The 19,104-nt window shown below is 56.8% G+C and carries 20 protein-coding genes and 1 pseudogene; 9 read left to right on the forward strand and 12 right to left on the reverse strand.

Annotated features, from left to right (window positions below; genetic code table 11):
• The 4 genes from Q3981_RS07555 to Q3981_RS07570 form a co-directional block, all read left to right on the forward strand.
• Positions 1–690: fructose-bisphosphatase class II family protein (locus Q3981_RS07555; protein ID WP_303124940.1), on the forward strand; the 690-nt coding region annotated here is incomplete at its 5' end.
• Positions 691–930: 240 nt separating this feature from the next.
• Positions 931–2,334 (forward strand): class II fumarate hydratase, encoded by a 1,404-nt coding sequence (locus Q3981_RS07560; RefSeq protein WP_303124942.1) that lies wholly within the window; start codon positions 931–933, stop codon positions 2,332–2,334.
• Between the two features lie 235 nt (positions 2,335–2,569).
• Positions 2,570–3,463: a TetR/AcrR family transcriptional regulator gene (locus tag Q3981_RS07565; protein WP_303124944.1), complete on the forward strand. Its 894-nt coding sequence runs from the start codon at positions 2,570–2,572 to the stop codon at positions 3,461–3,463.
• A 14-nt stretch (positions 3,464–3,477) separates the two neighbouring features.
• The gene (locus tag Q3981_RS07570) at positions 3,478–5,163 is read left to right on the forward strand and encodes an MDR family MFS transporter (RefSeq protein WP_303124946.1); all 1,686 of its coding nucleotides are present in this window, start codon (positions 3,478–3,480) and stop codon (positions 5,161–5,163) included.
• Between the two features lie 118 nt (positions 5,164–5,281).
• On the opposite strand, the gene Q3981_RS07575 is transcribed toward Q3981_RS07570, so the two are convergent.
• Positions 5,282–5,788 carry a GNAT family N-acetyltransferase gene (locus Q3981_RS07575; protein WP_303124948.1) on the reverse strand — a complete coding sequence of 169 codons (507 nt, stop codon included), beginning with the start codon at positions 5,786–5,788 and terminating at the stop codon, positions 5,282–5,284.
• A gap of 387 nt (positions 5,789–6,175) precedes the next feature.
• On the opposite strand from Q3981_RS07575, the gene Q3981_RS07580 reads away from it, so the two are divergent.
• Positions 6,176–6,367: a hypothetical protein gene (locus Q3981_RS07580; RefSeq protein WP_303124950.1), complete on the forward strand. Its 192-nt coding sequence runs from the start codon at positions 6,176–6,178 to the stop codon at positions 6,365–6,367.
• A 185-nt stretch (positions 6,368–6,552) separates the two neighbouring features.
• On the opposite strand, the pseudogene Q3981_RS07585 reads toward Q3981_RS07580, so the two are convergent.
• Positions 6,553–6,789, reverse strand: a pseudogene (locus Q3981_RS07585) (50S ribosomal protein L5); the annotation flags it as partial.
• A 7-nt stretch (positions 6,790–6,796) separates the two neighbouring features.
• A complete protein-coding gene (locus tag Q3981_RS07590) occupies positions 6,797–7,534 on the reverse strand; it encodes a LysR family transcriptional regulator substrate-binding protein (RefSeq protein ID WP_303124951.1) in 738 nt (245 codons plus the stop codon).
• A 58-nt stretch (positions 7,535–7,592) separates the two neighbouring features.
• Here Q3981_RS07590 and Q3981_RS07595 point away from each other — a divergent pair, with 58 nt between their 5' ends.
• Complete coding sequence (locus Q3981_RS07595) at positions 7,593–7,937, forward strand: DUF5997 family protein (protein ID WP_303124977.1); 345 nt, start codon at positions 7,593–7,595, stop codon at positions 7,935–7,937.
• Positions 7,938–7,953: 16 nt separating this feature from the next.
• On the opposite strand, the gene Q3981_RS07600 is transcribed toward Q3981_RS07595, so the two are convergent.
• The 4 genes from Q3981_RS07600 to glyA all read right to left on the reverse strand — a co-directional run bounded on the left by Q3981_RS07600 (position 7,954) and on the right by glyA (position 12,601).
• On the reverse strand, positions 7,954–8,781 hold the full coding sequence (locus tag Q3981_RS07600) for an enoyl-CoA hydratase/isomerase family protein (protein ID WP_303124953.1): 828 nt from the start codon (positions 8,779–8,781) through the stop codon (positions 7,954–7,956).
• A 65-nt stretch (positions 8,782–8,846) separates the two neighbouring features.
• Entirely contained in the window at positions 8,847–10,022 is a 1,176-nt protein-coding gene (locus tag Q3981_RS07605; RefSeq protein WP_303124955.1) for an acyl-CoA dehydrogenase family protein, read from the reverse strand.
• Between the two features lie 603 nt (positions 10,023–10,625).
• On the reverse strand, positions 10,626–11,252 hold the full coding sequence (locus Q3981_RS07610; protein WP_303124957.1) for an isochorismatase family protein: 627 nt from the start codon (positions 11,250–11,252) through the stop codon (positions 10,626–10,628).
• 2 nt (positions 11,253–11,254) lie between these two features.
• Complete coding sequence (gene glyA / locus Q3981_RS07615) at positions 11,255–12,601, reverse strand: serine hydroxymethyltransferase (RefSeq protein ID WP_303124959.1); 1,347 nt, start codon at positions 12,599–12,601, stop codon at positions 11,255–11,257.
• Between the two features lie 117 nt (positions 12,602–12,718).
• Here glyA and coaA point away from each other — a divergent pair, with 117 nt between their 5' ends.
• Positions 12,719–13,645, forward strand: a complete 927-nt coding sequence (gene coaA / locus Q3981_RS07620) for a type I pantothenate kinase (protein WP_204088213.1) — start codon at positions 12,719–12,721, stop codon at positions 13,643–13,645.
• A gap of 4 nt (positions 13,646–13,649) precedes the next feature.
• On the opposite strand, the gene uppS is transcribed toward coaA, so the two are convergent.
• The 4 genes from uppS to mca all read right to left on the reverse strand — a co-directional run bounded on the left by uppS (position 13,650) and on the right by mca (position 17,392).
• Positions 13,650–14,507 (reverse strand): polyprenyl diphosphate synthase, encoded by an 858-nt coding sequence (gene uppS / locus Q3981_RS07625; protein WP_303124979.1) that lies wholly within the window; start codon positions 14,505–14,507, stop codon positions 13,650–13,652.
• A gap of 132 nt (positions 14,508–14,639) precedes the next feature.
• Positions 14,640–15,770: a 3-deoxy-7-phosphoheptulonate synthase gene (locus tag Q3981_RS07630; protein WP_303124961.1), complete on the reverse strand. Its 1,131-nt coding sequence runs from the start codon at positions 15,768–15,770 to the stop codon at positions 14,640–14,642.
• Positions 15,771–15,798: 28 nt separating this feature from the next.
• Positions 15,799–16,233, reverse strand: coding sequence for a hypothetical protein (locus Q3981_RS07635; protein WP_303124963.1), 435 nt, complete (start codon positions 16,231–16,233; stop codon positions 15,799–15,801).
• A gap of 220 nt (positions 16,234–16,453) precedes the next feature.
• Complete coding sequence (gene mca, locus Q3981_RS07640) at positions 16,454–17,392, reverse strand: mycothiol conjugate amidase Mca (protein WP_303124965.1); 939 nt, start codon at positions 17,390–17,392, stop codon at positions 16,454–16,456.
• A 356-nt stretch (positions 17,393–17,748) separates the two neighbouring features.
• Here mca and Q3981_RS07645 point away from each other — a divergent pair, with 356 nt between their 5' ends.
• Positions 17,749–18,204, forward strand: coding sequence for a DUF4307 domain-containing protein (locus Q3981_RS07645; RefSeq protein ID WP_303124969.1), 456 nt, complete (start codon positions 17,749–17,751; stop codon positions 18,202–18,204).
• A 121-nt stretch (positions 18,205–18,325) separates the two neighbouring features.
• On the forward strand, positions 18,326–18,832 hold the full coding sequence (gene greA / locus Q3981_RS07650; protein WP_303124971.1) for a transcription elongation factor GreA: 507 nt from the start codon (positions 18,326–18,328) through the stop codon (positions 18,830–18,832).
• Positions 18,833–19,023: 191 nt separating this feature from the next.
• On the opposite strand, the gene Q3981_RS07655 is transcribed toward greA, so the two are convergent.
• The coding region (locus Q3981_RS07655) for a Bax inhibitor-1/YccA family protein (protein ID WP_303124981.1) at positions 19,024–19,104 on the reverse strand (81 nt) is incomplete at its 5' end.

Here is a 19,104-nt window from a genome sequence, read left to right on the forward strand (position 1 = left end):
CAGAACGCTATCTCGGTGCTCGCCGCAGCAGAGCGTGGAACCATGTACGACCCATCCGCCGTGTTCTACATGAAGAAAATCGCGGTCGGCGCGGAGGCCCGCGGCGTTGTTGACGTCAACGCTCCGGTCAAGGACAACATTCGCGCAGTGGCTCACGCCAAGGGTAAGAGGGCGTCTGACATTACCGTCGTCGTCCTGGATCGTCCCCGCCACGAGCACCTCATTCAGGAGATTCGCGACGCCGGAGCCAAGGTTCGTTTAATTCACGACGGTGACGTCGCTGGTGCTGTGGCAGCCGCCCAGGATCAGACCCAGAACAGCATCGACATCATGATGGGCGTCGGCGGAACCCCAGAAGGCATCATCACTGCGTGCGCTATGCGATGCATGGGCGGAGAGATTCAGGGTGTGCTGACCCCGCGTAATGATGAAGAGAAGCAGAAGGCCCTCGATGCTGGCCACGAACTGGGCAAGGTTCTCACGACGGAGGACCTCGTTCACTCACAGAACTGCTTCTTCGTTGCGACCGGTGTGACCAACGGCGATATGCTCCGCGGAGTCACGTATTCACCGCGCGGTGCGATCACGCGTTCGCTGGTCATGCGGTCGAAGTCCGGCACTGTCCGCATGATTGAGTCGCATCACCAGTTGACGAAGCTGGAAGAGTACTCCGTCGTCGATTACAGCTAGGACCCGTTGTCGGGTCGATGTTATGCCCGGGGATATCTGTTGTTCTCCGGGCATTCACGCGTACACACAAACCACGCGCTTGCCGCATGCCTCGCTGATCTATGACCTACACCACTAGGTTGTATTTTTGGCAACATCGGTCACACATCGAGGCTCCCGATGGGCCATACTTGAAGTGGCACGAATTCTGCCACTTTGCACATATCCTCATAGCACATATGAAGGTGGGACTTACATAACATGAGCGATCAGGAATACCGCATCGAACACGACACCATGGGTGAAGTCAAGGTTCCGGCCACAGCACTGTGGCGCGCGCAAACCCAACGTGCGGTCCAGAATTTCCCTGTGTCGGGGCGCGGCCTCGAACACGCACAAATCCGCGCCATGGGCCTACTCAAGGCCGCATGTGCGCAAGTCAATCTTGACCGTGGCCTACTTTCAGAGGAAAAAGGCAAAGCCATCATCGCTGCGGCCACCGATATTGCCGACGGCAAACACGACAAAGAATTTCCGATCGACGTCTTCCAGACCGGCTCCGGTACGTCGTCGAATATGAACACCAACGAGGTTATTGCCTCTATCTGTAAGAACAACGGCGTTGAGGTTCACCCTAACGACGACGTCAACATGGGCCAGTCCTCGAACGACACCTTCCCCACCGCAACGCACGTTGCCACCACGGAAGCTGCTGTTAAGGATCTCATCCCTTCATTGACGACGCTGCACAAGTCGCTATCGGCCAAGGCGACCGAGTGGGAAGAGGTTGTGAAGTCCGGACGCACCCACCTGATGGATGCGGTACCGGTGACCTTGGGGCAGGAGTTCTCGGGCTACGCTCGGCAGATCGAAGCTGGCATCGAGCGTGTGAAGGCTACCCTGCCGCGCGTCGGTGAACTCCCCATCGGTGGTACGGCCGTCGGAACCGGGCTGAACACCACCGAAGATTTCGGCGACAAAGTCACCGCTGAGCTAGTGAAACTGACCGGCGTTGAGGAACTGCGTCCTTGCATTAACCACTTTGAGGCTCAGGCGAACCGCGATGGGCTCGTCGAGATGTCGGGTGCGCTGCGGAGCATCGCTGTCTCCCTCAACAAGATCGCCAACGATATCCGGTGGATGGGCTCCGGCCCGCTGACCGGCCTCGGCGAAATTCACCTTCCTGACCTCCAGCCAGGTTCGTCGATCATGCCGGGCAAGGTCAACCCGGTCATGTGTGAGACCGCTACCCAGGTTGCGTGCCAGGTGATTGGTAACGACGCCGCGATTGCCGCCGGTGGCATGCAAGGCGCATTCGAGCTGAACGTGTTTATCCCGATGATGGCGCGCAATGTGCTGGAGTCAATCCGCCTGCTGTCCAACACTGCCGTGATCTTCGCCGAAAAGATGGTGGACGGAATTGAGCCCAATGCTGAGCGCATGCGGACGCTGGCGGAGTCGTCGCCGTCGATCGTCACTCCGCTCAACAGCGCGATCGGTTACGAGGCTGCCGCGAAGGTTGCCAAGACCGCGCTGAAGGAGGGCAAGACTATTCGCCAAACCGTCATTGACCTTGGTTTTGTCGATGGCGAGAAGCTCACGGAGGAAGAGCTGGATAAGCGCCTCGACGTGCTTGCGATGGCGAACACGGATCGCGATAAGTAAGCGAATGCATCGCTAGTCACCTACGTCATCTAGTCGACTGCACACACTGGGCCGCCCCTTGAGGGTGGCCCTTTTTTGTGGCCTCCAGGTTTATGACCTCCAGGTTTATAGCCTCCAGCGGCCCCGTCATGACTCAAGTCACACTTGAGGGGCTTTTGATTTCTTTCACACAATGCAGACTTATACTGACCGCAACTTTGCACTGAGTGCATAATTAGGTCTAAGGTTGGCTCTCGTGGAAAGCAATCGTAACTACCTCGATACTGAGGGAATTCATGCGCCACGGGGTCTTCGGGAACGCAAGCGCTTAGAAACCCTGTGCGCTATCGAAGATCACGCCACTCGGCTTGTCCTCGACAAAGGCTATGACAACGTCACCATCGAGGACATCGTCGACGCGGCCAATATTTCAAAACGTACGTTCTTCAACTATGTCGACTCCAAGGAAACCGCCGTTCTCGGCCACCCTGTTGTCGACCTCCCTGAGGAAGAACGGAAAGAATTCCTCGCTGCCGACCCGCAACATGTCACCGTGGCCTTGGTGGACCTCATCCTCCAGACCAGTTTCGCGTCGCGCGGCCGCAGTGACGAGTTCTCGACGCTGCTCCTGAGCCGTCGGAAGCAAATCTTCCGCAACAACCCTAATATTGCAGCGCCGCAATTTGGACTGACTATCCAACGCTTCCACAACATCGTGGAATTGGTCGACGAATTCTTCACACTCCACCCGGAGCGTCGATCGCTTCCACAAACTGCTTTTCCGGGCACAGAAAGCACAAGTGGCGTCTCTGAGGAAGCCGTCACCCTGGCAATGCTGTGCCAAGACGCCGTCCGGATCGGAACGCTCCGGTGGACCAGGCAACCCGATGGCACCAATGGGCATCGTCGCCTCCGCGATTGCTGCCTGGGCGCTTTCACCCTGTTCTACGACGTTTTAGGGGCTCCTCCCCCGGAATGTTTGGCCAGCACGCCACCGAGGGCATCGTCGGAAAGAAAAAGCAGTGGCGACATCAATCTGGACATCACTGACGACCACTCAACCAACGTCGACAAACAAACCAACAGCAAACAGAACGTCGACAAGAAAAATAAAAACAATAACGACGACGAACGTACCGATGAGAAATGAGAGGATGATGCACAGTGAGTAAACACAATGGCGCACACAGCGACGCCACCAGCGACAACGCTGTGAACACGTCCGGGCAGCACCTGTCCAGCCGTGTGATTACGCCGGAATCAGTGAAGGACATTGATTCGCCGGCAGATCAGACGTCACCAACCACTGAGGGAACATCCTCCGCGCCGAAGAATAAGAGCAACATTCCGGCGGTCATGGTGGCCATCATGTCCGCGATGTTGCTGGCAAGTCTGGACCAGATGTTGTTCTCGACGGCCCTTCCGACGATCGTCGGCGACCTTGGTGGCGTCGAGCACATGTCGTGGGTCATTACGTCCTACCTGCTGTGCCAGACGATTATGATGCCGATCTACGGCAAACTCGGTGATCAAATCGGCCGCAAACCGATCTTCGTCGGTGCGATCGCTATCTTCCTCGTCGGGTCGATCATCGGTGGCCTCTCGCAGTCGATGGCACAGCTGATTATCGGCCGCGGTATCCAAGGCCTCGGCGGCGGTGGACTCATGATCCTCTCGCAGGCGATTATGGCCGACGTCGTTCCCCCTCGTGAACGCGGTAAGTACGCGGGCTGGATGGGCTCTGTTTTCGGTGTGTCCTCAGTGCTCGGCCCCGTGCTTGGTGGTTGGTTCACGGACGGCCCCGGATGGCGATGGGCTTTCTGGATTAACCTGCCGGTCGGCCTTCTTGCGGTTGCTATCGCGCTGTTAGCTCTGAAGCTGCCGAAGCGCGGCACGGGCCTGAAGCTCGATTACTTCGGCATCATTTTCATGGCGACGTCCGCATCATGCCTCATCCTCTTCACGTCGTGGGGCGGAAACCAGTACTCCTGGAGCTCACCCACGATCATCGGCTTGGAGATCGGAACCGTCGTTGCGGCCGCAATCTTCGTCTTCATCGAATTGCGTGCTAAAGATCCGCTGATCCCGATGTCGCTGTTCAAAAACCGCAACTTTAACCTGGTCACACTGGGCGGCCTGTGCGTCGGCATCGTGATGTTCGGCGTCATGAGCTACATGCCCACCTATTTCCAGATGGTTCACAACATGAACCCGACCACCTCTGGTTTCATGATGATCTCCATGATGGTCGGTTTGATGGGAACATCCATCGGGCTGGGCAATGTTGTCACCCGAACCGGAAAGTACCGGATCTATCCCCCGATCGGCATGCTCATCGTGGTTGCCTCCTGTGTGCTTCTGCACCGGATCACCGTTGATACGTCGCTGTGGTACCTCGGATTGTGCCTCTTCATCATGGGTGTTGGCCTCGGTATGACCATGCAGATCCTGATCCTGGTAGTGCAGAACTCATTCCCGATCCAAAAGGTCGGCGTTGCCACAGGAAGCAACAACTTCTTCCGCCAGATCGGTTCGTCACTCGGCTCTGCTTTGGTCGGCGGGATTTTCACCAACCGCATTAGCGAACTGGTCGCGGACCGTATGCCGGCTGCCATGACGCAACTTCCGCCGGAGGTGCAGCAGAAGTTCGGACAGCAATCGAGTGGGCTCGACGCCGATAGCCTCACTCCTGAGCTGGTGGGTTCGCTGCCTGGTCCGCTCAAGGACATGTTCATGGGAGCCTACAACGACGCATTGACTCCGGTGTTTATCGTCGTGATCCCGTTCGCCGTGCTCGCGTTCATCTTGTTCGCCCTCGTCCGCGAAGAGAAACTGCGGAACTCGGTGTAAATACGTGGTGTAAAAACAACGCTGCTACAGAACGGCCCCCTCGCGCGTCGGCACAACCCGTATTGTGTCGGCGCGCGATACTTTTTCGTCCGACGGTATTGCCCCGACCCGGGTTGTTCTACAGCAGCTTTTCGTAAATCGCGCACTGGCGGTATTGGTCCGACCACGGGCCGTAATCCATCCACCCGTGGCGCTGGAGTGTGCCCACTTTCCTGAACCCAGCCTTCGCATGCAGCGCTTGGGACGCGGAGTTGTCCTCAAAAATCCATCCGGTGATGGTCCACGCGCCCCACTCCTTCGCCTTCGCGGCGGAGTGCTCCAGAAGAGCAGTACCCACTCCACGTCCCGACGCGGCCGGATCGATGTAAATCGAATCCTCTAGGAAACCGGTCAGAGCCGGCCGATGATAAAACGGCATGAGCGCAACCCACCCGAGAACCTTTCCCTCATCTTCCGCGACGAAACACAGCTCAGGGATCTTCTTGTCGACGAACTCCTCCCACGTGACCGGCGACGCTTCATATGCACCGTTGCCCGTATCCAGCCCGGCCTGGTGGATACGTGCCACGTCTGGATAATCGTCGCGCGTCATAGGGCGGATAGTTCCTGTGAACGATGCTGTCATAACGCTCTATTGTTCCATCCCGTATAACCTAGAAGGTCATCACGGCCTAACCACTACAAGTCCACCCACAGCCGATTGCGCAGAAAGTCCAACCCACTCTTCAGTATGTCCGAAGATACACGAGGCAATGCAGAAACCCTTCACGCTCCCAACAACCTCACCTGCGAAGTTGACAGCCTATATAGAAACACCCGCTCGGCGCCTCATTTCCATTCACGTGAGCCACTCGTCTACCTGGCACCACGAAAATTCCTCTGATAGCATTTGGGGGCAAAATAACTGCTGGACATTTCTCAAATAACCAGTGGCGCTGTAACCCGAACACACTTAACTCTGGTGCATAATCCCCGTTTCCTGTAATCCCGAAAAGAATTGCTCTTGACTATTATGTTCCGATCTCAAAATAACAAGCTCCGCACCCTCTGGTTGGTCCTCTCAGTCATCCTCGCCGCTGTGGCCCTTATCGGCGCAATGAACTGGGTTCCCGTCAGTGACAACAGCACTGGCCTCCTATGGGCCATCTTCGCCCTCATGGTCGTGCAGTCTTATTTCCTCTATAAGGAAGGCAAGCAGTCCTAGCAGACGACAAAGATCCCACACTTCCCTTCCCCGACCACCCTCTTCCCAAGCAAAATGAGGGAACAGATTAATGATTATGGGTCTAGAATGTGCAGCACTTCCCATGGGCGGTCCCTCATGTGGAAAACGTGTGGAGGGTTTTCAACAGGCTACAAGCTTTCACCGGATTACTCAGCGGAGCCAGCCTACTTGAATAGGAAGCCCGGCTCGCGCAGGAACGCGCGTGCTTCCTCATCGTTGGTCACGGTGACAACGGTGATGTACATACTACGTGGACGATCATTCTTGTCTACATCGATTTCGAAGAATATGAACCGCTTATTCAGGCTGAAGGTGTAGTTTCCATGGCCGTCGAACTGCTAAGCAGACAGGTCAAGGAAGCCACGAATACGTGGCAATACGACGGTCAGTAGACGGTCTAAACACACCCTATCGCGACGACCGCGCTGTGCGCCCCCGCACGATCCCGACAAGGTTTTGTATGTCGCGGTTGTCACGGGATTGCAACCACACCATAGCCAGCTGCGTCGGGCGACCATCGCTCAAAGCAACATCTTTCACCCCGCGCTTATTAATTACCCGCAACAATGGGCGAGGTGCGATAACAACACCGACGTTCGCGGCAACGACCTCAAGCGCGGAGCGGACCTCGGGAATATCGACCCGGAAGTCAGGCGGCTGCGGTGCCCACATGATCTTCTCGTCCTCCAGATCTTGCGAACTGACCTGCGGAAACAACGCAATGGGGTTGTCCTTCGGGACTGCGACGCCGGGCTGTTCCTCGTATAGCTCAATGAGGTGGATCGATTGACCCCTCGCTTCAGCATCCTTGACGACGCCCTCACGTCCGCGACTATCCATGCGGACGAACGCCACGTCGGCCTTCCCGTGCAGGACATAAGGAAGCGGATCGTCAGCGGCGGCCGACGCAATGCGCACGGAAGGATTCGCACCACGCGACGCACCACCGTGGCGGTCATCAAACCGTCGGAACCATTTGTCGGGAAGGAGTCCCGGAACGAAGGCGACCTTGAGATATTCGGTCATGAACAGATCGTAACGTACGACGCCCACGCCCGGCGCGGAGAGCGACTCGACATGGAGCGCGCCGATCCAGCGCCGAGAGCGTCGGGATCGGAACTGCTTATGCATTACTCTGGTGCGCATGACCGATACTCATTCGCATAGTGATCACACGTCCGGGGCGCAGCCATCAAGTACCCGTATGAAGCCCATGACGGCGGCGAAGAAGCTGAACATTTTTCTCCCTGCCACGCCTGAGGAGTTCCAGAAGACGGCACTGACCCATGATGAATTCGTGGGCTTACAGAATAATCCGCCTCAGTGGTTGAAAGATTTGCGGGCGAATGGGCCTCATCCTCGGGCGGAAGTGGCGCGGAAGCTCGGCGTCACTGCAGCAGCGTTGAAGCGCAATGACATGGATAAACCGCTCACCACTGCCGAAATTAACGAGCTTCTCAATGATCGCCCGGAGTGGCTGCAGGAGGAGCGGAAGTCGTTGGCAGAGGAACGCGAGCGTCGTCACGCTGCCAACGAAAGCCATAAGTAATGCGTCTAGGGTGACGCTAACGCCCTTTGAACTGGGGTTTTCTCTTTTCAACGAAGGATCGCACTGCCTCTTGATGGTCCTCCGTGAAGGCTAGACGCGCTTGAGCATCCGCCTCCCGGGCGGCTGCGGCCATCACAGCCTGCTCGTCTCTCACCAGGCTTTTGATTTCGCAGAACGACTTCGTTGGGCCATTCGCCAACGCTAGAGCGAACTTCGTCGCCACCTCGTCAGCTCGGTCGTCGTCGGTGACCTCGGTGACAAGCCCCAGTTCATATGCTCGCTCGGCTGTAAGTTGCTGATCGCGACACAACAAATCCAGAGCCTTCGCAGGTCCGACGATGGAAGTGAGTGTGTGGGAAAGCCCACAATCGGAAGCCAACCCGACGCCAGCGAAGGACGCCGTGAAGGATGCTCCCCTGGAGGCAATGCGGAAGTCGCAATTCAAAGCTAAGGACCACCCTGCGCCGGCCGCTGGTCCAGAAATAGCCGCGACAACAGGGACTTTGATAGCGAGCAAGGCCTCGACCATGGGGTTGTATTCGTCGACAACCTTGCCCATCCCCTGCCCAGTGGACAAGTCCTGAAGATGCTCCTTGAGGTCTTGCCCGACGCAGAAGGACTTCCCCTCGGCGGTGATAAGCACGGCACGGACGCTCGGGTTAGTGGCCGCTTCGAATTCTTCGCGGAGCCGCGTTCGAAGTGCCTTATTGATGGCGTTATACCCCTCTGGCCGCCGCAGCGTGATCACACGCACAACGCCCGAGGCAGCCTCGGCCACACTGGTTCGTTGTCCTGTCTCAACATCCAGGTTCTCGACGCCCACCACGTCTTTTTCGTCCGACATAACAGCCTTTCTGGTTGCCGTGGGGCATGCGGAGCCCACTCACCGCACCGTGGTTTCGTCGTGCCTTACTTGCCAGCGCCCTTGGCAAGGCGACGAGCAATGATTTCCTTCATGATTTCGTTCGGGCCACCGTAGATCGGCTGCACGCGCGTATCCAGGTAGTGCGTGGCGATCGGGTATTCCATCATGAAGCCATAGCCACCATGCATTTGCAGCGCGTTGTTCACCACTTCGACCTGCAGATCCGTGGTCCACCACTTAGCCATCGCCGCAGTCGTCTCATCAAGCTCGCCCTTGACTTTCGCTTCAATACAGGCGTCGACGAAGGACTGAGCAGCTTGGATCTTCGTGGCCATCTCAGCCAACATCCACCCGTAGGCCTGGTGGTCAACCAGTCGTTTTCCGAAAGTCTTACGGTCCTGGCTGTGCTGGTAGACGAGGTCGAAAGCACGGCGCGAGGTCGCTACAGAGCCAACGGCAATCGAGAGCCGCTCTTGCGCCAAGTTGTGCCTCAGGTAACCGAAACCGGCGCCCTCTTCACCAAGGAGGTTCTCGGCGGGAACGGTGACGTTTTCAAAGGACAACTCCGCGGTGTCCTGCGCCTTAAGGCCGACTTTCTTCAGCGGCCCCGTCTTGGTGTACCCCTCCATACCGTCCTCAACAATGAGGAGCGAAACACCGGCGCGGCCCTTTTCAGGGTCAGTAACGGCCACGATAATCGTGAAGTCTGCTTGGACACCATTGGAGATGAATGTCTTGGCACCATTCACGACGTAGTTGCCGTCGGCGTCTTTCTTAGCAAGCGTGCGAATTCCCGCCAAGTCAGCGCCGGCACCCGGCTCCGTCATAGCAATAGCGGCGATCTTCTCACCAGCACAAAGCGGACGCAGGAAGCGCTCTTTCTGCTCGTCATTGGCGAAACGCTCGAGGTACGGAACGACCAAGTCATTGATCGTCTGCACAGAAACGATGACCGAACCGCAATCGGACTGGGCCAGCTCTTCCGAGAGAATGGCGTTAAATCGCCAGTCGTCCATGCCTCCACCGCCGAATTTTTCATCGGCAGTAATTCCTAAAAGTCCGAGTTCACCGGCTTTTTTGTACATGTCGCGGTCGCAATAGCCCTGCTCATGCCACTGATCAACATGAGGGGTGATTTCCTTGGCGACGAAATCGCGGGCGGTTTCACGAAACATCTTGTGCTCGTCATCGAAAATCGTGCGAGGTAAGAAGTTCTTCATGGGATATGCGCTCCTTATCTGTCCTTTTTGTGATTAGCAGCAGTTTCGAGGTCTGACAGTGACCGCGACGTGAACACTACTTTAGGTGGTAGGTCATGATTTACATGCGATCGTAACCCATGTCACAGATTTACGAAGCCTATTTCTCAATCACGACATGGCGAGATAAGAAGGCCGGGGGTAAAAATTACCCCCGGATTAGATTGGCCAAAATCCCACTGACCAGGCGATTTCAATTATTGATACAAATAAGTTGCTTAAATCATTGACGGATTGCTTTAGGTAAGGCTAAATTGAAGGTCGTACCGCAGCGGGATGTTCGAGAACGCTCTACCACCCGGGGACATCAGGGGTTCCCTAGGTAGGCGGAGCATCTCAGAGTGGTGCACAGTGATGAAAATCGATACTGGTTGTGCTGGTTCGATCGGCAAGGGTCATTCCTCTTCTCCCCTTCCTGATCTGCCTTCCCTCAGCGCTCGTCACCTCCTCCAGGCGCCGAGGACACCAGCACTGTCGTCGCCAATATCGACCTCCGGAATAGAAACGGCACTGTGATGGCCTCGTCAACCATCACAGTGCCGTTTCACTTATCAGAATTAAGAGCTAGCGCACCGATGCACCAGCCTGCTTCATATCTTCCACGGCCTTCGCGCTGGAATCAGGGGCAACACCTGCGCATAAATCCGGGAGAAGAGTGACAGTGAATCCCTCCGCAATTCCATCGAGCACCGTCGCCTTTACACAGAAATCCGTCGCGATCCCGCAGACGTCGATCGACTCGATCCCCTGCTTGCGCAACCAGGGTCCCAGTCTCTCTGGCTGCCCGCCGCCCGAGGCCTCGTCGGTTCCTTCTAGATAGCCCTCAAAACCGCTATAGGCGGCCTCATATTCGCCCTTCAGGAACCAATAGTCGACAGAGGAGACATCGAGGTTGGGATGCGATTCAGCCCCCGGGGTGCCGACCTTGCAGTGGACGGGCCACGTCTCGACGAAATCGGGCTCCACACCGGGTGGTGCAAAGTGCGAACCAGGGTCGATGTGCCAGTCCTTAGTTCCCACAATGAAGTCATACTTGGCGGCCACGTCCGGACGCTGGGCATACTCAGAGATTCCCGTGGCCACGGTGTCGCCGCCCTCGCAGGCCAGCGCACCACTAGGGCAAAAATCATTCTGAACGTCAACAATGACTAAGCATCGGTGGGTGCGTGTGGAGCTGTTCGTATCGCGCATGATTACATCAGTGTCCAATCTTCCAGGCCGTCATAGAGGGGGAACTTCGCCGCTAGGGCCTCAACCCGCTGACGCAGGTGATCTCGGACCTCGTCGGACTTGCCTTGATGGCCGCTAATCAGCGTCTCCGCGATAATGTCGGCAACTTCCCCAAATGCTTCTTGATCAAATCCGCGGGTCGCCAGCGCCGACGTCCCGATCCTCAGTCCAGAGGTGACCATGGGCGGACGTGGATCAAAGGGCACCGCATTGCGGTTCACCGTGATTCCCACATCATGGAGAGCATCCTCAGCTTCCTGGCCATTTAACGACGAATGACGCAGGTCAACGAGGACGAGGTGAACGTCGGTACCGCCGGTGAGGACGTCGATACCCGCCTCCCCTGCATCGTCTTGAGTCAGGCGGTTAGCCAAAATACGGGCTCCGGCGATGGTTCGTCGCTGACGATCCCGGAATTCCTCCGACCCCGCGATTTTCATCGCGATAGCTTTCCCGGCGATCGCGTGCATCAAGGGTCCACCCTGCTGGCCTGGGAAAACAGCCGAGTTGATCTTCTTGAAGAGGTCAAGATCATTCGTCAGGATCATTCCCGACCGCGGCCCACCCAAGGTCTTGTGAATCGTCGTAGAGACGACATCCGCGTACGGAACCGGCGAGGGATGCAGACCAGCAGCCACCAACCCCGCGAAGTGAGCCATATCCACCCACAATGTGGCGCCCACCTCATCGGCGATCTCCCGGAACGCCGCGAAATCCTCATGACGTGGGTAGGCGGACCACCCGGCAATAATGACGGATGGTTTTTCCTCCAGAGCCTGCTGGCGGACCTTCTCCATGTCGATGGTCATGGTGGTGGGGTCCACTTCATAAGCGACCGCGTTATACAGCTTTCCGGAGAAGTTGAGCTTCATTCCGTGGGTCAAGTGTCCGCCATGAGCCAGGGAAAGGCCCAGGATCGTGTCGCCCGGCTTCGCGATGGCCATCAGCACGGCTGCATTCGCCTGAGCACCAGAATGGGGCTGCACATTGGCGTACTTCGCGCCGAAGACCTTCTTGGCACGGTCCCTGGCGAGGTCCTCAATGATGTCCACATTTTCGCAGCCACCGTAGTACCGACGCCCCGGGTACCCCTCCGCATATTTGTTCGTCAGCACCGAACCCTGGGCTTGGAGGACCGCTCGGGGAACGAAATTCTCACTCGCAATCATCTCGAGTGTGTTCCGTTGGCGGCTCAATTCGCCGGCAATGGCGTCGGCAACCTCGGGGTCGAGCTGGGATAACGGCTGATTAAGGAGCTGATCAGGGGTGTTAGCGGTTGACGGGGTCGTGCGTGATGAAGAATTACTCATGAAGGCCCTTCCTCGCTGGGGATGGCGTGTGTGCAGAACTACCCCATAGCTTAATGGGAGTATCGATTATGTACCCCACTTATGAGATAGGTCATTCGGCGGGGCACAATGGAAGACATGTCACGTGCGACTGAATCCAGCCCCTATCTGGAATTCAACAGACACCAATGGAAACGCTTGCGCATGTCTCAGCCTCAGGTGCTGACCGAGGCCGAGGTCAAAGAGCTCCGCGGTGTGGGCGAGAACATCGCGCTGGATGAAGTGACGGAGGTCTACCTGCCGTTATCGCGTCTCATCCATCTTCAGGTGGAGGCCCATCAACGCTTGGGCCAAGCTACGGCAACATTCTTGGGGGAAGATGTTCCCCATATTCCTTTCATCATTGGTATTGCGGGGTCGGTCGCCGTCGGTAAATCGACAACAGCTCGTTTGTTACAGAGGCTGCTTCAGCGGTGGGATTCTCATCCGAAGGTTGATCTGGTCACAACGGACGGCTTTCTTTATCCCACTGCCGAGTTAACGCGACGCGGCATTTTAGATCGAAAGGGTTATCCCGAGAGTTTTAATCGGCGCGCATTATTGCGGTTTATTACCGACGTGAAAGCCGGCTCTCGTAACGTTCGCGTACCGGTATATTCCCACGAGTTGTATGACATTGTCCCCGATACGTTTATTACTGTTGACCGGCCGGATATTTTAATTATTGAAGGGCTCAATGTTCTTCAAACAGGCCCGACGTTGATGGTGTCTGATTTCTTTGAGTTCAGCGTTTATGTCGATGCCCATCCCCGTGACATTGAGCAATGGTATGTGGATCGCTTTTTGCAATTGCGACATATCTCATTTTCCGATCCCGACGCGCACTTCCACCATTTTGCCGAACTTGACGACGACACCGCCATCCGAGAAGCCCGTGAAATCTGGCAGCGAGTCAATTTGCCGAACTTGACGGAGAATGTCTTGCCGACGCGACCCCGCGCGTCTTTGGTGCTCATGAAGGGCGAAGATCACTCTGTGCAGCGCGTTCGCATGCGGAAAGTGTGATGCGTTACCGGCCGAATCGACGGTTCCGTCGTGAAAAGTCGCGTAATGCGCGGAGAAAATCGACCCGTCGAAAAGCTGGCCAATACGTGTCAGTAAACCAAATCTCCGAATAGGCCGATTGCCACAAAAGGAAACCTGACAACCGCTGTTCCCCGGACGTGCGGATAACCAAATCCGGATCCGGCTGGCCAGAAGTGTACAAGTGGTCAGAGATTCCTTGAACGGTGATTGCTTCCGCTATGTCGTCAAGAGAGAACCGCTGGTCATCCCCCAGTTCGCTGGCCTTGGAAGCGGACGCCGAACCAACCTGGTGGGCGCCTTCACCGTCCTTCGCCGAGGATTCCCGAGATGCCTCGTGCTTCTCTTTAACCCGGTCTTCCAGCAAGGACCTCACGGCGTCAACTATTTCCTGCCGCCCGCCGTAACCAACGGCCATATTGACGCACACTCCGGTATGGTCAGCGGTTGCTTTTTCATTCGCCGCGAGACGGTCGGTGAGAGCGTCGGGAAGAATATCGCGGTGCCCCACCACACGAAGCCGTGCGTTCAGCTTCGATTTCGCCAATTCATCGGAGACATCCCCAATGATTCTGCACAAAAGCTCCAGCTCAGCCTTATCGCGGTGAAGGTTCTCCGTGCTCAGCAAATAAATGGTGACTAGTTCAATCCCGCGTTCACCGGACCACTGGACCAGCTCGCTGATTTTCTTCGCGCCGACGCGGTGGCCATGACTCACGTCGATAAACCCAGCTTCCCGCGCCCACCGTCGGTTACCGTCGCACATGACCGCGATGTGGCGGGGTACGGGCTTCCCCTCAAGTGCCCTCACCAAGCTGGCCTCGTACAACGGGTAGGTCGCCATGAGGGCAACGCGTTTACATGCGGCACGAGCACGCTTCCCCGCTTGGCGCACTGATGACACCAGCCGGCTTTCGGGCGCGCGGCCATCATCGCAGCGAGTGTTGGGCGGAATAGTCACGCTCATATGGTACGCCTATGCGCCGCGTCCTCTCGTGTGAACGGCACGGGCGAGTTCGTCGAGCGCGCTCACCGTGGCATCCCACCCCATGCAGGCGTCGGTTATCGATTGACCATATGTCAAGGCCGCCTTGCCGTGCCGACGGATCATGTCCTCATCGTGGGCCTGTTTGCCGGGGACCAGGAAGGATTCCATCATCACACCATTGATCCCCGGCTCACCCTCGGCGATCCGTTCAGCAATATCAGCGACGACGGCACGCTGGCGGATATGGTCTTTGCCAGAATTGCCATGTGAGGCGTCAATGGTCACCGCCGGGTGCAGGCCAGCCGCCGTGAGCCGATCAGTGGCGGTGAGGACGCTCTCTGTTCCGTAATTCGGCCCGGATTCGCCTCCGCGGAGGATCACATGGCCGTCCGTATTTCCGGGAGAGCTCATCACTCCGATGCGACCCTCGTCATCAGCTCCGACGAAATGATGGGCCGCCGACGCTGCACGAATCGCATCAATGGCCTGCTGAATACTGCCGTCGGTGGCGTTTTTGAATCCGATAGGCATGGGCAGCGATGACGCTAGTTGGCGGTGTACTTGACTCTCGACGGTCCGCGCTCCGATGGCGCCCCACGACACGGCGTCGTGGATGTAGCTCGTTGCGAGGGGTTCCACAAACTCGGTGGCCGTCGGCAAGCCTAGGGAAAGGACGTCGCGGAATACTTCTCGTTCTAGAGCCAAACCCCGGGTGATATCCCCGCTCCCGTCGAGGTCGGGGTCGTTGACAAGCCCTTTCCATCCCACCGTTGTGCGAGGTTTTTCCCCATATACCCTCATGACAATGAAGAGGCGGTCGGAATAGCGTTGTTCCTGCTCAGCAAGGCGGGTGGCGTAGTCATATGCTGCATCGCGGTCGTGGATGGAACACGGGCCGACGATAACGAGTAAACGATGATCCCGCCCGTGAATAATGTTCGCGATCGTTCGCCGACTCGACTCGACTAACCGGCGGGCGTCCTCGTCCAGCTCGATGTCGTGCCGGAGTTCCCGAGGCGACGGTAACGGGCGAACAGGTGAGACGTCGGTACGCGGAGCAGATGCGGTGGGCGCGGCGTTATGCGATGCGACAGGCGAGGTTCCAGAAGTAGGGCGCATAAGAAAAGTAAACGATCGTAGCTAGATTCTATTTATCCGTTGTTCCATCTGCTTTTTTCGACCGCGACTGTGTCGGCCGTGATTTATGCTTCAATCGGACTTCCGGAAAACGCGAATTCGCATTGACGTCTTGTAGACCCTTTTCGGCCATACGACGATCAATCTCTTCGGCGTCAAAGACGTCGATACCCTCTTTTTCGGCGAATGCGCGGCGTCGGTTTAAATTCTTAATTCGCTTCGTCGCTGAACGGCCAAGAATAATAACGACAACTAAAAGCGCAATGAGTATAAGAAGGCCTACCGGCGACGCTTTACCGAATTCAGGCCCCAGTGGACCGCCCTTTTCCTGCTGGGCGAGGATCCCTCCCGTAGTAACCGCCAGGTGAGTAGACATCGTAGAGAGTTTCGCCCCGCCGAGAGACACCAACTCTGCTGCTACGTCATATCCCATGATCACTGCCACTACTCCTGCTCCTTTTTCATGACCGTCCGACTAACCACGCGACGCTTCCGCCACAACCGAGAAACGCAACGGGCAAAAGACACAGCGGATTAGCCTCGGGAATAGTGTACGTCGTTGCGGCCCACCTGTGACATCACCGTCGAAAAGCGATGACATCGACGGTGGGCGTGCTATCGGCGGCGGGCGCGCTAAAACGATGCGAGCGCGCTATCGCGACAGGCTAGTCGTCGTCGCCCTGGGAATACTCTTGGCGGGCGGCTTCGGACACCATCCCGGGAACATTCTCCGGCTGGTGATCAGGATCGATGCCAGCAAACAGATCGTTTTCCGGGAGCGACGTGTCAACGCGGCTGGCAGCCAACTCGAATTCCTCGGTCGGCCAGACCCTTCGCTGGTCCTCGGGCGAAACCGCGAACCACCGGCTGTGCGGATCGATTTGCGTGGCATGAGCGCGGAGGGCGTCGTCACGCTTGTGGAAGAAATCCGCCACATTAACCTGCGTGGTCACCCGCTCCATCAAATCCGGCCACTCATCGGCCTTATCGACGCGGTCCTGGTACGGGCTAGGCAGTCCGCGATTAATGAAGTCGTTGTGAAGGGCGAGGAACCGGCTCTTCACGAATCCGTGGGTGTAGTACATTTTCGACACAACCCACGGCTCGCCTTTTTCTGGGTGGAAGTCCGGGTCCCCGGCGCGCAACCATGCACGAACAGAGACCGCATGGGTCTTGATGTGATCGGGATGAGGGTATCCACCGTTTTCGTCGTACGTGATCATGACGTGCGGACGGAATTCGCGAATGACCTCAACGACGTCCGCCGTGGCTTCCTCTGTATTAGCTAACGCGAATGAGCCCTCCGGCAGCGGTGGCAGCGGATCACCTTCGGGCAGACCAGAGTCGACATAGCCTAACCAGCGCTGCTTAATTCCCAGAATTTCGGCAGCTTTGGCCATTTCTTTCTTACGCAATTCAATCATGTTCTCGCGGACCTCGGGGCGATCCATGGCAGGGTTAAGGATCGAACCACGCTCGCCACCCGTGCAGGTCAAGACCATAACTTCATTGTCTTCATTGGCGTACCGAGCTAACGTCGCTGCGCCTTTACTCGATTCATCATCCGGGTGCGCGTGAATTGCTAAGAGTCGAAATCCGGTCATGACATATCCTCCGAGTTTGTTAATAAATTAATTGGGCTCGTTGAGCCTCTGATAGCTGTGGTGAGCCACTGATGTACGAGCTTAACGCGCTCACACCATCGGGTATAACCAAGATATTTGGTACCAGCAAGAAATCCACATAAGGGTTACAAACAAAGTCGATATCCAAAGTTGATAACACGAAATGGTTGTCACCAAGACCGTGTGACCAACCGCGACTACCCCATAGCCAAGCTACAACACCGATTTCTGTGACATATCACTTTTTACGTGGCATGTCGGCGATTTTCAACTAGCGCTGCGACGCTGTCCCCTGCGGCTCTATCATCGGTAACTCCTGTCGTACTATAGGAGGCATGACCGACCAGGATTCCCAGTCGCCCACAAGCCAGACCATCGAAGAACAACGTTATGGCTCATCACGGTCGGCATCGATCTCCGGCAAAGTCATCGTTATCGGCGTCGTCCTCGTGCTGGTCATCAGCGGCTTATACATGTGGAATCAGTGGCGCAACGAGTCCTCCCCCGACGTCTCTATTTCGTCGGCAGGTTTTGACCGGCCCAACGATTCGCTCCTGAACTTTACTGTCGACGTCACACGTGACGACGCTTCTCGCGCTGCGTATTGCATCGTGACCGCGCTGGATTACGACAAAAACGAGGTCGGGCGTCGGGAATTTGTGATCCCGTCGGGTGGCGAGAAGACCGAGCGCTTTAAGGTGGCTATTCCCACGCGCGCTCGAGCGGTTGCAGGGAAAGAATATGGGTGCTCGACGGAGATTCCGGGCTATCTCGACAACTCGGACACATAAGCCGACGTTGCTGGCTTTGAATCCACCATCTCAGTGGTACCATGCACTGCGTTATACGAATCGAAGCATTTTATCTTCATGGAATCTTCATAGACCGCAACGATTGAGAGGCTGAATAAACATGGCTGAGGATACAAACACCCGTTGGCTAACCCAAGAAGCCTACGACCGTCTGAAGAAGGAACTCGACGATCTTAAAGCTAACCGCCCCGTCATCGCTGCCGAGATCAACGAGCGCCGCGAAGAGGGAGACCTGAAGGAGAACGGCGGTTACCACGCAGCCCGCGAGCAGCAGGGCCAAGAGGAAGCCCGCATCGCTTACCTCGAAGAGCTACTCGATTCCGCAACGATCGGCGAAGCGCCCTCCCAGAGCGGTGTTGCCCTCGTCGGTTCCGTCGTCCACGTGTATTACGACGGCGACGAAGATGACACCGAAACCTTCCTCATCGGTACCCGCGGTGTTCACTCATCCAACACCGACCTGGAGACCTACTCCACCGACGCCCCGCTCGGCGCGGCTATCGTCGGAGCTAAAGAAGGAGAAACTCGCGAATACCAGACTCCCAATGGTTCGAAGGTGTCGGTCACGATCGTCAAGGCCGAGCCATACGACGAGTCGAAGAAGTAATTCTTTACCGCGTCTTTAACAGCGACGCGAAAAGCCCTCCGTGAATGGTTACGGAGGGCTTTCTTATTGCCAGAGCAGTGGGCGGATTCTCGACGTGTCTGGCGTCTCGATATCAAAAATGCCGGCCAACAAACGATGCTGGCCGGCTACTTCCTCACCGCGGAGAACCGTGATGAGGTCAGTATCTTGCGCTAGTTCCTGTTCGCGTACGAGAGCAGACGGAGGATTTCGGTGTAGAGCCAGACCAGCGTCACGGCCAACCCGAGGGCAAC

Source organism: Corynebacterium sp., from assembly GCF_030530965.1.
In the GTDB taxonomy this organism is placed as follows: Bacteria; Actinomycetota; Actinomycetes; order Mycobacteriales; family Mycobacteriaceae; genus Corynebacterium.